The organism is Bdellovibrio sp. HAGR004, assembly GCF_055397015.1.
Genome location: NZ_AP029176.1, coordinates 639,451 through 653,770 on the forward strand (window position 1 = coordinate 639,451; position 14,320 = coordinate 653,770).

11 protein-coding genes are annotated in these 14,320 nt (G+C 50.3%); 9 read left to right on the forward strand and 2 right to left on the reverse strand.

Annotation, left to right across the window (positions count from 1 at the left end; genetic code table 11):
- Positions 1-7: 7 nt before the first annotated feature.
- From ACZ5ZV_RS03360 to ACZ5ZV_RS03395, 8 genes are all read left to right on the forward strand, one after another.
- Positions 8-1,030 carry an NAD(P)H-dependent flavin oxidoreductase gene (locus ACZ5ZV_RS03360; protein ID WP_464120018.1) on the forward strand — a complete coding sequence of 341 codons (1,023 nt, stop codon included), beginning with the start codon at positions 8-10 and terminating at the stop codon, positions 1,028-1,030.
- Between the two features lie 151 nt (positions 1,031-1,181).
- Positions 1,182-2,519, forward strand: a complete 1,338-nt coding sequence (locus ACZ5ZV_RS03365; protein ID WP_464120019.1) for a hypothetical protein — start codon at positions 1,182-1,184, stop codon at positions 2,517-2,519.
- A gap of 37 nt (positions 2,520-2,556) precedes the next feature.
- Positions 2,557-3,642 (forward strand): imelysin family protein, encoded by a 1,086-nt coding sequence (locus tag ACZ5ZV_RS03370; RefSeq protein ID WP_464120020.1) that lies wholly within the window; start codon positions 2,557-2,559, stop codon positions 3,640-3,642.
- Positions 3,643-3,654: 12 nt separating this feature from the next.
- Positions 3,655-5,163, forward strand: coding sequence for a di-heme oxidoredictase family protein (locus ACZ5ZV_RS03375; protein ID WP_464120021.1), 1,509 nt, complete (start codon positions 3,655-3,657; stop codon positions 5,161-5,163).
- A 350-nt stretch (positions 5,164-5,513) separates the two neighbouring features.
- On the forward strand, positions 5,514-7,250 hold the full coding sequence (locus ACZ5ZV_RS03380; protein WP_464120022.1) for a chemotaxis protein CheA: 1,737 nt from the start codon (positions 5,514-5,516) through the stop codon (positions 7,248-7,250).
- Complete coding sequence (locus tag ACZ5ZV_RS03385; protein WP_464120023.1) at positions 7,247-8,014, forward strand: chemotaxis protein CheW; 768 nt, start codon at positions 7,247-7,249, stop codon at positions 8,012-8,014. Before ACZ5ZV_RS03380 ends, ACZ5ZV_RS03385 begins: the two co-directional genes overlap by 4 nt.
- Positions 8,011-9,573 carry a chemotaxis protein CheB gene (locus ACZ5ZV_RS03390; RefSeq protein ID WP_464120024.1) on the forward strand — a complete coding sequence of 521 codons (1,563 nt, stop codon included), beginning with the start codon at positions 8,011-8,013 and terminating at the stop codon, positions 9,571-9,573. The genes ACZ5ZV_RS03385 and ACZ5ZV_RS03390 overlap by 4 nt, the downstream gene beginning before the upstream one ends.
- 5 nt (positions 9,574-9,578) lie before the next feature.
- A complete protein-coding gene (locus ACZ5ZV_RS03395; protein ID WP_464120025.1) occupies positions 9,579-10,967 on the forward strand; it encodes an aldehyde dehydrogenase family protein in 1,389 nt (462 codons plus the stop codon).
- Positions 10,968-11,010: 43 nt separating this feature from the next.
- Here the strand turns inward: ACZ5ZV_RS03395 and ACZ5ZV_RS03400 are convergent, their stop codons facing one another.
- The gene (locus ACZ5ZV_RS03400; RefSeq protein ID WP_464120026.1) at positions 11,011-11,217 is read right to left on the reverse strand and encodes a hypothetical protein; all 207 of its coding nucleotides are present in this window, start codon (positions 11,215-11,217) and stop codon (positions 11,011-11,013) included.
- Between the two features lie 195 nt (positions 11,218-11,412).
- Here ACZ5ZV_RS03400 and ACZ5ZV_RS03405 point away from each other — a divergent pair, with 195 nt between their 5' ends.
- The gene (locus ACZ5ZV_RS03405) at positions 11,413-12,357 is read left to right on the forward strand and encodes a hypothetical protein (protein ID WP_464120027.1); all 945 of its coding nucleotides are present in this window, start codon (positions 11,413-11,415) and stop codon (positions 12,355-12,357) included.
- Here the strand turns inward: ACZ5ZV_RS03405 and ACZ5ZV_RS03410 are convergent.
- On the reverse strand, positions 12,354-14,288 hold the full coding sequence (locus ACZ5ZV_RS03410; RefSeq protein WP_464120028.1) for a response regulator: 1,935 nt from the start codon (positions 14,286-14,288) through the stop codon (positions 12,354-12,356). The two genes, ACZ5ZV_RS03405 and ACZ5ZV_RS03410, sit on opposite strands and share 4 nt — an antisense overlap.
- Positions 14,289-14,320 lie beyond the last annotated feature (32 nt).

Below are 14,320 nucleotides of genomic sequence, written 5' to 3' on the forward strand. Positions count from 1 at the left end.
GCTTGCGATGGAATGGACACTGACATCACTTCCGATTATCCAGGGGCCTATGGCGGGCGGATTTACCACAGCAGAGTTGGTGTCGGAAGTGTCCGAGTGCGGTGGCCTGGGTTCGATCGGGGCCGGGTATATGGCGCCAGAGTCCCTGCGCCTATTGATCCAAGCGGTGAAGGCCCGAACACGGAATCCTTTTTCCGTAAATTTGTTTATTCCCTCTGATGTTCCGGTGGATACGTCCCAAGTCGAAAAAATGAAACAGTGGCTGGCTCCGTACTATCAGGAGCTGGGTTTTGCTGAAGTCCCCGAATTGAGTTTTGATCCGGGGCTGTTTGAAAAGCAGTGGGATGTGGTTTTGCAGGAAAAAGTTCCTGCCTTCAGCTTTACTTTCGGTTGTTTGACGGGGCCGCAGATGCAAGCTCTGAAAGCTCAGGGTGTATATGTCATGGGGACGGCGACCACTCTGGCGGAAGCCCTTGTCTTGCAAGAGCAGGGATGTGATGCCGTCGTAGCTCAAGGGGCTGAGGCTGGTGGGCATCGTGGATCGTTTCTTGGTGAAACGTTTGAATTAATTCCTACCAAAGAGCTGGTGCAAAATTTGTCGTTGAATTTAAAGATTCCAGTGATTGGGGCTGGAGGAATCTGTGACCGAGAAGGACTGGATAAAGTCATGACTGCCGGTGCATACGCCGTGCAGATTGGCACTGCGTTCCTGGTCTGTGATGAAAGCGGAGCTTCGAAAGAATATAAGCAGGCACTTTTGTCGGCTCGTCCGGAAAAGTCTGAAATGATCAAAGTTTTTTCGGGCCGATGGGCGCGCGGTCTGACGAACAGATTCACGACAGAAATGAAAGTGCACGAAGCCGAGATCCCGCCGTATCCCCTTCAGCATTGGTTGACGACACCGCTTCGTCGAAAAGCCCAGGAGCTTGGCAACACTGACTTTCAGTCCCTGTGGGCAGGACGGGGTTTGGGGACACTGCAGGCTGGTTCGGTTCGGGAGTTTATGGCAAAGTTAACCAACCCCGTCTGAGGAAACCATGAGTTTCCGCAGATTTTTATTCTTGTTATCAATATGCTTTCATCTGACATTCAGGAAATTCTCAGTTAAGCAGAAATCTTAGCGCGTCTCTTTACCTTTGTCTGCCGCGAGCCTACAAACGGGCCTCACGGAGATTTTTTAAATGAAATGGGCCCTATCTATCCTTTTTGCTGTTTCTTCCGCAGCTCACGCTGAGGAAGTTTCCCCGACCACCCCATCGACCACGACCACAGCGGTGATTCAGTCAACACCAGAAAAAGTTGAAGAAGTCGCGCCAGCAGAGGCAACGCAAGTCACTTCTGTGCCAGCAGTGAAAAAGGACTTTCCGCAGTTCGAATTTACTTCTTATGGCTATATCTCTTTCAGTCAGGGTGAGACCTTTAAAACAGTTCAGAATCTGGAGCCGATCGTTCGTCGATCCATGGATTTGGCTGAATTTGCCTTTGAAGGGGAATACCACCTGAACGACAGCGCCAAAGTGGAGTTCGAAGTGGAAATCGAACACGGTGGGGTAGGCACGACGGTTGAATTTGATCCTTTTGAAGAGTTCGGTGAATTTGAACAGGAGATCGAAAAAGGTGGTGAGGTTGTTCTTAAGGAAATCTATTACAAGAAGGATTTCAATAAGACCAACACGACATTGAAAATCGGTAAGTTTCCTTTGTTCATCTCCTTGGGTACAGTGCTAAGCAAGCCTCATCGTTACCCAACGATTCTGGCTTCGGATCTTGAAGCCCGCATGATTCCCTTGGGTTGGACTGAAACCGGTGTTTCAGTGGAACAAAAATACCGCGGTTTCACAGGTCGTCTTTCTTTGGTGAATGGTTTGAATTCTGAATTCTTCCGTTCGTATTCTTGGGTCGGTGGTGGATATCAGCGTCACTTTGAAAACATGAATGCTGACAATCTGGCGACAGTGGCAAGTATCGAGTGGGGCAGCGTTGCCAAAGGCACGGGTGTGGCGATTGCTCAATACGTGGGTGATACCACAGACAACCGCTATAAAGTGGACAAACTCAAAGTTCCTGGCGAGGTCCGTATCACAACCGTGATGGGCAACTATAAATGGAATGGTTTTGGAATTGCGGCCGAATACATTGAGGGTTCCTTGACCAATGCAGATAAGGTTTCTGCGGCGAATGCCACCTTGGGTGGCCTGGCCAAACCGAAAGCATTTGCTCCGTTGGGTTCCAAGGCGCGCCTGGAAAGCGTGCAGCTTTCATATGACTGGGCGGCGCCGGGTTTGACCTTCTATGTGAAGGCCGAACATGTAAATACGTTTGCAGACGTCATGGGAAACATCACCAAGAACCCTCGTTACGATGTCAGCCGTCGTTCGGGTGGTTTTATGTGGATGTGGGACACAGCGGCCTTCATGAAAGTGCAGTACTCCCGTGACAAAACAGAACTGCAAGGTCTGCCAGAGACATATCAGGCCAATGTGGCCTTCGGCTTCGACCTGTCCGCGTTTGAAAAATAGATTTTGAAATTTTATTAACAACCATAAGGAGTACTCAATGAAAGCTCTTAAACTGATGGTGGCAGCCTTGGCTTTTGCCGGTGTGACAGCACAAGCGGCCTCCAATAAAGAAATTATCAATCACGTTTCTTACAATGTGATTCTGGCGACTTACAATGATCTGGCTGCCAAAACGGCAGAATTGTCCCAAGCTGTTGAGGTTCTGGCGGCAAATGTAAATCAAGAAAATCTGGATAAAGCCCAAGCTGCTTGGCGTGCGGCTCGTATTCCCTGGGAAAGCTCCGAATCCTTCCTGTTTGGTCCGGTGGATTCTTTGGGAATCGATCCGTTGTTGGATACATGGCCTTTGAACAAGCTGGATCTGGATGCGGTGATGAACTCAAACCGTGCGATCACAACGGACCTGGTTCGTGGTTTGGGTACAAACCTTCAAGGGTTCCATACTCTGGAGTATCTTTTGTTCGGCGACGGCAAAGTCACGAACACAAAACCGGCTTCTGCTTTGACGGCAAAACAAATTCAGTATTTGCAGGCTTCGGCTCAGTTGTTGGCAGAACACACAGCAGAACTGGCTCATGCCTGGACAACCAACTATGATCCGGAAAATCCAAAGGCTCCGGGTTATGTAAAAATCATCAGCAACCCTGGAATGAACAATCAGTTCTACTCCTCTGAAAGAGCCGTGATGGAAGAATTTGTTCAGGGCATGATGGGAATCGTGGATGAGGTTGCCAATGGGAAAATGGCGGATCCACTGGGAGCCGACATCGGTTCTGCAAACATGGCGTTGGTGGAATCTCCCTTTGCATGGAATTCTTTGAAGGACTTCCAGCACAACATCCGCTCTGTTTACAGCATCTATACTGGCCACTATAAACAAAACAAAGGCCCGGGCGTAAAAGCCCTGGTAGAAAAAGTGGATCCTGCTTTGGCAGCTCGCGTGGAAGCGGACATCATCAACTGCATCAACTTGATCGAAGCCATTCGCCCGGCAAATGGGGGCGACTTCGGCCAGGCGATCTTCACAAAAGATGGCCGTGCGCGCACTCAGACGGCGATTGATGCATTGAATGCACTCCATGCAACTTTGGAATCTGAAGTTCTTCCAACTCTGGATATGTAATCGGGAAAAAATATGAAGGCCTGGATTGTAATTTCTGTATTGAATCTTATGGCGGGGGTGGCGACGGCTGCCCCACAAATTGACATGGATTATGTGTACGCGGAAAAGTCCGGCGGAGATACAACGGTATTCTTCAAAGGACAATCAATCTGGGCTTTCCGTAATCCGGCTGCAAATTTGTCTGAAGAAGAGATCGCCCGTCATCTGACCGGCGACGCTCTTTTTGAGAGAAATTTCTCTGATGATGCCAGCCGTTTTGATCATGGCTTGGGGCCTGTTTATAACAATACCAGTTGCAATGCCTGCCATTCCAAAGATGGCCGGGGGGCATTGCCTGTGGTGCCCTTCAACAAAGAGTGGGTTCTGCTTCGTCAAAATGAAGCCGTTTTCCTGCGCATCAGTATTGAGGATGGTGTCAAGCGCCCAAAGAATAAGGAGAACAACTGGGGAGCGCCGGTTCCGGTTCCAGGCTTCTCGGATCAGCTCTTCCACCTGGGGTCTTTGGGAGTTCGTGAAGATCTTCCTGGTGCCGGGCAGGCACAAGTTTGGATGAAGTACGAAAAAAGCACGTTTGTTTATCCCGATGGCGAGGAAGTGGAGCTGCGCAAACCTGTATTCAAAGTCACAGGGGCCTATGACGAGTACTTTGATTCCGTGACAGGTCAAATCCGAAGCCGTCTTTATGAAAGGGATGTGAAGATGGGGGCTCGCATCGGCACGCCAATGATCGGCCTGGGATTGCTCGAGGCGATTCAAGAATCTGACATTCTGGCGTTGGCAGCCCGAGATCTTTCTGCGGAAGGTGTCAGCGGTCGTCCGAACTATGTTTTTGATATCGAAAAAAGCATGGCGGGGAATCCTTATCCAGTGTCCATGGGGCGTTTTGGTTTGAAGAATAACACGCCGTCAGTACTGCACCAGTCCTTAGGGGCTTTGCGTGGGGATATTGGGGTGACCAACTACGTGTTCCCAGTTGAAAGCATTGCGGGAACGCCTTTGCTGGACGCTTTCAATCAGGGCCGTCAGCCAAGTCAGACTTTGGAGGCCAGTGCTCAGGTGGCAAATGATTTGGTGTTCTATTCGCAAACTTTGGCTGTGCCTGCGCGCCGTGGAGCCACCGAAGCAGAAGTCATTCGCGGAGCGGGTCTTTTCCATCAAGTCAGCTGCACAACTTGTCATCACCCCAGCTTCACAACCGGCGATCATCCGATCAAGGCGTTTGCAAATCAGAAGATCTATCCATACACGGACATGCTTTTGCATGACATGGGGGATGGCCTGGCGGATGGACGTCAGGATTTCGATGCTGATGGCCGCGAGTGGAAGACTCGCCCGCTGTGGGGGATGGGGCATACTCAGACGATCAATCCTCGGGCAGGTTTCCTGCATGATGGCCGGGCCCGAACACTGGAAGAAGCGATTCTGTGGCACGGAGGTGAGGCCGAGTATTCAAAAACTCGGTATACTCAACTTCCCAAAACGGATCGCGCCGCTTTGATTCAGTTCATCAAGTCTTTGTAATGACTTGTTTCAATCTGAACTGGGAAAGTTAAAACTGGACCTCAGAAAAGTGGCATCTAACAGTCTGACCATAGTACCATGAATACAAGCTTCTATTGGGGCTGGTAAGGAGGTGGTGCTTATGGTTAAACACGTAGACATAACCAAGGCGGAGGTGGCGTCCTCTTAGGGCGACTGGACCTTCGCCGAGGATTCGAAAGAATCTTGTAACAGGAGCGACCGTGAAGGTCGCTCTTCCTTTTTGAGCTCACATATCATCTATTAATTTGAAATCCCGGTCCTAAGATAAATCCCTGAAATGCCGATAAAATTCTGGAAACCTCTTAAGCAGAAAGCGGGCCTTCCCAGAAATGGCAGATGATACAAATCAACTAGAGAAATCACAGCAGGAAGGTGCTGTCTTCATCGATTTTGAGCAAGTCGAAGAAGTTTCCCGCGCATTCTTTGAAGAGTCCAAAGAGATTCTCGAAGATCTGGATGCCTTGATTCTGAAGCTTGAAGCCAACCCGCAGGATCAGGATCAACTGAATATTCTTTTTCGAAAAATACATACGTTAAAAGGCAGCGTGGGGGCGGTTCCCGGAGGGCAACTTCTGGGCTCTTTAGCTCACGAGTTTGAAGCTTTGTTGACGCGAATCAAACGCGAATCCCGGCCGGTCACCAAAGCCTGCGTGGATATCTTTCTTAAAAGTTCACGCATTCTCAAAGTGCTGGCGCAAAGCCTGCGTGAAAAAAGGGAAGTCTATCCCGAAGAGCTCAGCGAAGCCATTGAGGTGATTTCCTCTTATGGCAGTTTCAGTTTTGAAAATGAAACACCGTCAGGCCCGACGCGCATTCGAGAGGCGGCAGCAGCAGCCAGTTCCGGGGATGATCCCGGTGTTTGGCTTTCCACGGCGCAGTTGAATGAATTCCTGCGTTTATCCGGGGAACTGCTGGTTCTAAAAAACTTCTTCCAGATGATGAATCAAACTGTGAACTTTCGCATTCAGCCGGAAGTCTTCGAGCGTCGTCAGGGGGACTTTGCCCAGAATCTGGGTAAGATCTGTGACCAGTTTCAGAATCAGGTGCAGGTGGTGCGCAAAGAGAAGGCGGGTGACAGCTTACAGGCTTTGCCGGTGCTGGTTCGTCAGGCCTCGACAGAACTTAATAAAAACGTCCATCTGGAAGTGGTGGGTTCCGAACTTTTAATCGACAAGGGGCTGGGCAAGGATCTTTATGAATGTCTGGTTCATCTGGTTAGAAATTCCATTGATCATGGTATCGAAGATCAGTTTGAGCGGGCCTTGCAGGGAAAGAGCTCCATCGGAACTTTGCATTTGCAGATCTTCGAAAAGAGTGGTTCGGTCCACGCGGTTTTTAAAGATGACGGGAAAGGTCTGGACAAGGAGCGCATCCTGCAAAGAGCGATAAAAAACGCTCTGGTCACCGCCGAGGCGGCAGACCGTCTTTCAGAAGATGAGATTTACAAATTTATTTTCCAAGCGGGCTTTTCCACAAAAGACAAGGTCACCACGATCTCCGGACGTGGTGTGGGGATGGATGTTGTCCAGGCGATCGTGGAAAAATACGGTGGTCGAATCACGGTGGAAAATCATCCCGGCCTGGGGGCGTCCTTCCATCTGGAGCTTCCAATTCCACAGCACATCATGGTTGAAAGCGCCCTGTTGTGTGTCTGGGGTGAACATCAGTTTGCGGTTCCGCTGTCGTCCGTGGCACATATCACCTCGTGTGAGGAACTCAAGATCAACACCGTCCAGCATCTGCGCTATTGCCAGTTCAGTGGTTTGACGGTGCCGTTTATGAATTATGATGAAATTCTGAATTTGAACCTAAAGGTTTCTGACGAAGTCGCACGGGGTTCTTCGGCGGTGTTTATTCGCGTGAAGGATCAGGTGCTGGCTTTGATGGTGGATCGAATTGAAGCGCAGACAGATCTGGTGGTTAAATCCTTCGGCAATCTGATTCGTGAGCAAAAAGGCTTCAAGGGTATTTCCATCCTGGCGGATGAGAAGATCACCTATATCGTGGATCCGGAAAAGATGTTAGCGCTGCTGGCACTGCCAGAGGAAAACAGGGAGGCTGCATGAGCGATTTCTTCGGTGATGACTTCACGGCCGAGCTTAAATCCTACTTTCTGGACAGTTTGATCAAGGAAGTCGAAAAGTTTTCTGATCTGACCGATGAAAATCTTTGGCGCCGTATTCGCGGTGAGGTGGCAGAACAAGCCCGCAGTTGGGCCGTGGATGCTCGCACCAATGAGTTTGAACATCTGGCATTATGGCTGGAAAGTTTTGAGCAAAAGTCCGAGGAAGTTCAAGGTGTCAGCGAACTGTTGAAGGCTCTGAAGACTTTAAAGTCTTATGCGGAAGCGCTGTTGCAGGAAAAAGAAGACAGCGCGGATCTGGCCACGCGGTTTGCTTTGAACTCTCAGAATCTGCGTGAGGTGCAGCTGCTGCACTGTCGTTCGGGCCAGCAGGAGTTTGCAATTCCTATCCTGAGTGTGATTGAGATCAGTCCACGCCTGCCCTTGTACAGTCTGCCTGAGCGTCAAAACGGCATCTTGGGTGTCGTGCCTTTTAGGGGCGAAGCGGTCCCTGTGGTGAATTTGCAGGATCATGGCTTTGTGTCAGTGGATACTGACAGTCGCTTTTATGTCATCTGCGAACAACAGGGGATTCGCTTCTCTTTGCAGGTGACGGGGACGGAGGAACTGATCACCCTGAAAGAAACAGAACTACAAAATATTGAAAACCATCCCCACATGATGTCTGCCGACTTTATTCGCCAGTTTTTTATCAAAGACTCGCGCAGTATTATGGTGCTGGATCTTGAAAAACTGGTGGCAGCATGAATACGCACTATTTGTTCCCTGGAAAAATCGCCGCTTTTCGCGAAGAGACGATCATTTCAACTCTTCTGGGCTCTTGTGTGGCTGTGGCCCTGCACGATCCGACAACACGGATCGGTGGCTTAAATCACTATCTGCTTTCTGATGGTGCCCCGGATGATCATGTGAACACCCGCTACGGAGTTCACGCGATTCCTCTGTTGGTCGAAGAATGTGTTCGGCTGGGAGCGAATCGCAGCAAGCTGCAGGCCAAAATCTATGGCGGCGGCAATGTGATCAGTGTGGCGCAAATCGGAGAAGGGATTGGGAAGCGCAATATCGAATTTGCGGAAAAAACTTTGCGCGAACTGGGAATTCCAATCCTTGAAAAGAACGTCGCCGGAGAAGCGGCCCGCACGATCAAGTTGAACACGGCGACCTTTGAGGTTTTGCATAATTCATCTTCGCAAAGCGGCAGTGTTGACAAGCCTGTGGATTTGTCCGGCTTCCGCCCTTTGGCGGCAGCGAAAAATGTGAAAGTGCTGGTGGTGGATGATTCCGCGACGGTGCGCACCTTGTTCACGAATATGTTTACCAAAAACGGCCTGGAGGTCGTTGGAGCTGCGGCGGATGCCTATCAGGCCCGTGAACTGATTCTGTCCAAGAAGCCGGATGTTTTGACTCTGGATATCGAGATGCCCAAAATGTCCGGGGTGATGTTTTTAGAAAAACTGATGAAGCATCATCCAATTCCGGTGGTCATGGTTTCTTCATTGGCCAGCACCGGGGAAGCGGCCATGAAGTCTTTAGAGCTGGGGGCTGTTGAGTTTGTCCATAAACCATCGCAGTTCGATCCGGCGATTTTAAAAGATCTGGCCGGCATGCTGGTTGAAAAAGTGCGTGCGGCTGCGTCTGTGAATATTCTAAAGAAACTTAAAGAAGCTCCTGCGCCACAGGTGGTCCGAACGAGCACTCTTTCGACGATGCCGCGCAAGAAAGCGGCCGAGCTGAAAGTGATCGTCGTGGGCGGCAATGCCGGAAGCGCAGATTCGCTGGAAAAGTTCGTAAAAGGTCTTGCGGCCGATACGCCTCCTGTTGTGGTGGCCTGCAGTACCGTTGCCAACTTCGTGACGGCCTATATCAGCAAGTTAAAAGCCGGTTCAAAGGTGACACCTGTCCTGGCTAAAGACGGCGACTTCTTGCGTATGGGCCATGTGTATTTCATTCCTGCTGAGCACCATGGCAAAATCGTGTCACGCCCCCAAGGGCCGATGATCAATATCATGAAAGGTGCTCCGGTGGCGTCCCAGCTTCCTTCCAGCACAGTCTTGTTCCAGTCCGCGGCACAAGCTTATTCGCAAGGGGTTTATGCCGTCTTGTTGGGTGGGTTCGGGGGTGATGGTGTGGAAGGTCTCGTGGATGTACAAAAGGTCGGCGGGGCCACTGTGGTGCAACACCCCGACGAGGCGCAATTTCCCTACGCTCCTCAGAAAGCCATTGAATTGGGAGTGGCGGATGAGATACTCAATGCCGACATGTTGGCGCATCATCTGATGCAGTATCGAAACCAAAACTTATACTAGGATCTTTGTTGGAACTGCAAAACTTTATCGGAGGGGCTTTTGTCCCTTCCGACAGTCAGAAAAAAATCGCAAAATATTCTCCATTTGACGGACAGTTGCTGGCCGATATCACTGCATCCGATGCGATGGATGTGATCAAAGCTATTCAAAGCGCTAAAAAAGCACTGCCTGGTTTTAAAGACCTTTCCTTTGAAGAGCGGGCGTTGTTACTGAAGAAGGTAGCGCAGGCTCTAGAAGACAAAGCGTCACACTATGCTTATCAAGAGGCCTTGCATCAGGGACTGCCGCAAAGTTTTGTTCTGGAAAATTCAATCCGGGTTGCAATTAAGGTTTTGCGCCAGACGGCAGAATCGTTGCAACAGCCACTTTCGTCGCAGATTCTGGTGCAGCCGGTGGGACTGGTGGGAATAATATCGTCCTGGTCCTTGTCCTTGCGCCTGGTCACCGAACGTATGGCCCCGGCGCTGGCGGCGGGGAATGTGTGTGTGATCAAGATTTCTGAAAAGTCCCCGATCACGGCTCAGATTCTTGGCGAAGTCTTGCAAGCCGCAGGGGTTCCCGCCGGCGTGGTCAACGTATTACAGGGCGATGAGGACGTAGGAAGAGTCATTGCCGGACATCCCAGCATTCACGCAGTGACGGCTGCGGGTAAAACCAGCACGATGGAAAGTATTGCCAAGGCCGGCCTTTCTCAGTTTAAAAAAATGCAGTTGTCTGGAAGTGTGAAAAACGCAGCGATTGTATTGGCCGGAACTGACTTTGCCAGTCATATGGATGAAATTCTGCGCTCTTTCCTGATCGGACAGGGGCAGATGTGCTGGAACACTTCGCGCTTGTTGTTGCTGGAATCTTTCCAAAAAGAATTTATAGAGTCCCTAAAGACCAGGCTGGATCAGTTAGAGCCGTTAAGAGATCCATCCGGATCGTCCCCTTGGACACCACTGATTTCCGCCGAAGCAGTGGAAGAGGTTCTAAGGAAAACTCAAGGTGGTGTGTCCGAACACGGGAAGGTCGCCTGGGGTGCAGAGAAGGTGATTGGTTCCGGATTCTTTGTGAAGCCGGCGATGATGGTGGATCTGCCAAACTGCTCTGTTTTGCAACAGGATGAACTTCAAGGTCCTCTGTTCCTAATAACGTCGGTCAAGTATCAGCATGAAATCGCCAAGTGGGTGAACACCTCTTACCTTGCGCACTCTGCAGTGATCTGGGGTCCGGCGGAAAAGCTGGACAAGGTGATCACGCAGTTAGAATGTGCACAGGTCTGGATGAACGAATGGATGAAGGGCGAAGGCCCGACAATCTTTGGGCATAAGCAGTCCAGCTTCGGCAACCCCGATATGTCCTGGTCAGGGACGTTCTATTCGGATGTTAAGATCTTGACGGGAACCCGGTAACGTCAATCATCTGACAAGATTCCCGTCGAAACATTGGCTGGACTTAGTTCAGAATATGGGTGCGATTGCGTGTCTTCACTTCGCAGTGTGGGCAGAAGGCCTCTTCTTTGACTTCGGAAAGCTCTCGATCGGCGATATGTTTTAGCTCCAGTACGGTGCCGCAAAGTATGCAATTGTTTTGGGAAATGATGAACTCGCGGTGTTGTGCTGATTCGGCTTTTTCGAAGTAGTTGATCTTGCTGTATTCCATTTGCCTCTATCCTTGGGGCGTTCATCGTCGTCCTGACGAAGTCTCCTTTTCGGAGCATTAATGTGTCTATGCAAAAGCTGTTCACAGGCCAAAGTCCGGCGTCCGGACTCAATCTTGAAGTACTGGGATTTCGGGCAGGAACTGAAATTGAGAAGAAGTGAAATCAGACAATCGGCCTAACAAAGGAATCTTAAAATGAAATCGTATTTACTTTTGCTATTTATTTCAGTCCCCCTTCTTCTACTATCCGGCTGCGTCGAAATTAGAGATGAAAGCGAACCAACAGCTGGGGATGCCCCTGTCACTCCTTCAATGGTGGAGGAGGTTAAGGGAGATAAGTTGGTTATTGAGGGCGAGGTATTTATTTTCAAAGGCAAACTTCTACAAAAGAAAGAGTTGGAGTTTGAGATGTATAGGGCTGGGCAGAAGACCTTACCTCGCGAGACGGGTGACTTTGAGTTTCGTTTTGCCGAGTTGGTATTTGTAGAAGGGGCTATACTGAATACCATGGGGCATCGAGTTCGCTTCCATGTGGACAAATTGAATGTTTCCCAGGGGGCTTTGATTCGGACTTTTCCGGAACTGACTAAAGCACCAAAGGGGGTTGTTGGGCGATCCGGGGGGCATTTGTTTCTGAATATAGGAACCGGTAGGGGACGCTTAGCAATTGAAATGCGCGGGGAAGCCGGTGGTGATGGCTATGATGGCCCTCCTCCGACACCAAACATGAATGGAGCTAATGGAAGAACCATCACAGTGGGCTGTTCATCGACGTCACAAGATTTGATCCCCTCTTTTGGCGGAGACGGAAAGCAAGGTCATGGGGGAGAATCCGGGAGAAACGGCGGTCATAGTGGAACGCTAGAGTTGAGCATACAAAAGGAGATTGGGTTTTCCGTTTATTTGACCAAACATCCTGGTAAGGGAGGGGCTGGGGGACTGGGCGGAGCTGGAGGAAAAGGCGGTATCGATGGTAGCAGAATTCCGGGTCCCAGCGGAAAGGGTGGAAGATTCTGCAAAGTCCAAGTTGATAGGGCACGCGGTGCTGACGGGCCGGTTGGGCCTACTGGAACTGAAGGAACAAGTGGGATTGCTCAGGCGGCGTGTGTGACCCGTGATGGAAAGGCCACCTGCTTTTAGTTACCTTCCATCGAATAGTTCAGAATAGTTTGTATCAGGAATTCCACCTGCACGGGCTTGGTCAGATAGTCCGTGCAGCCAGCTTCAAGGCATCTTTCGCGATCATCTTTCATCGCATGCGCCGTCAGGGCAATGATGGGTTTTTTGTAGCCTGCCTGACGTAGTTTTTTTGTGGCGGTATAGCCATCCATCACGGGCATTTGAATGTCCATCAGAATAATATCAAATTCTTTTTCCAGAGCTTTCGTGAGTCCTTCCTGACCGTTGGTGGCCAAGGTGAGCTGGGCCCCGCGTTTGGTCAGCATTCTTTGGATCAACAGGCGGTTGTCCTCGACATCATCGACCAGCAAAATGGAAGTGGATGAAAGCTGTTGTCCCAGATGAACCTCTTTTGGTAATCCCAAAGAATGGTTGGTCTTCGGATTGCTGGGAATATCCAGCGCAATTTTGACGACAAAGGTGCTGCCTTTTGCGGTTTCACCTTCAGCCAGGGTGACGTCGCCACCCATCATCTGGGCCAGGCGGCGCGACAGCACAAGGCCTAAACCTGTGCCCTCATACTTGCGCGATATCGAACTGTCGATTTGACTGAAAGCCTGGAACAATAAGCTGCGTTGGGCGCTGGAGATTCCCACACCCGTATCTTTAATGGTGAAGACCAGATATGGTCCGGAGATTTCATAAGTCATGCGCACGTAGCCTTCATCGGTAAACTTCACAGCATTCCCCAGAATGTTGGTCAGGATCTGACGCAGGCGCAGGGAGTCGGTGCGGATCACATCCGGGACCAACCCGCGGCGATTGAATTCAACATGCACAGGTTTTGATCCCACCCGAGCCACCATCAGGATATGCAGGTCACTCAGCAAAGATGAAAGATTCACATTGTGGGACTCCAGCTCCAGATGTCCTGCTTCCACTTTCGAGAGATCCAGAATGTCGTTGATAATCCGGGTCAGATGTTCGCCCGTCCTATGGATGATGTTGACGTATTGCAAACGTTCTTCTTCCGTCAGGTGAGAGTCCTTCAGCAGATCCGAAAAGCCGATGATGGCGGCAAGGGGAGTGCGAATTTCGTGACTCATGTTGGCCAGGAACAGACTTTTCAACTGACTGGCTTGTTCGGCCTGGCGGCGGCCACCGACGCTGCTGCTAAGGTGGCGAGCCATATTATTAATGGACTCGGCTAACTGCCCCAGTTCGTCCCCGGATCGAACGGGAACCTTCACATCGAACTTGCCTTCACCGACTTTGAAGGCGGCCTCGTTAAGTTCTATCAAACCTTTGGAAAGATTGCGGCTGAATGAAACTGTCAGTAAAAGACCGACACCTTCGACAAGCAGAACGGCTAAAAGCAATGTCACCATCAAGACCTGCTCTAACCAGCGGGAGCCCTCACCAAGAGTGTGAGAAAAAGCCTCTTCCAGAACCGTCAGGCGTTCATTGAGCAAATCCACCTGGTCCAAAGCGGCAATAATCTGGTCTTCTTTGGCTCCTTGCTGGATAAGACTGTGAAGCTGATTTCCATAGCCAATCAGCTCTTGAGTCATCTTGTCGCCCTCTCGCCAGATCTGAATGGCCTTGCTCACGTAGTTGAAATTGTGAAACCGCAGGATCAGCTTGGTGATCCCGGTAATATCGTCGGGATGAGTTTTTCCTTCAAGGAATCCTTCCCGTGCGCGTGCCAGGTCCGGGGGATTTTCCTCAAGGGCAAGACGAGCTTTGCTGTCACCCAAGGGCACACGGACGTTGCTTTGAAATTTCTCATAGTACACACTGTCTTTGGTGCGAGCGTACTTGTGCAGATTTAGCACAGCATCTTTTTGCGCTTTGGACCAATTACTCTCTCCGGCGACAAAACCACGAACGGATGAAAGAGTGTCCATGGCAAAGTAAAGAGTGAAGAGCTCCAGTGTAATCAGAAGCGCCATGACTCCGATAACGATATAGAGTTTATTTGCTA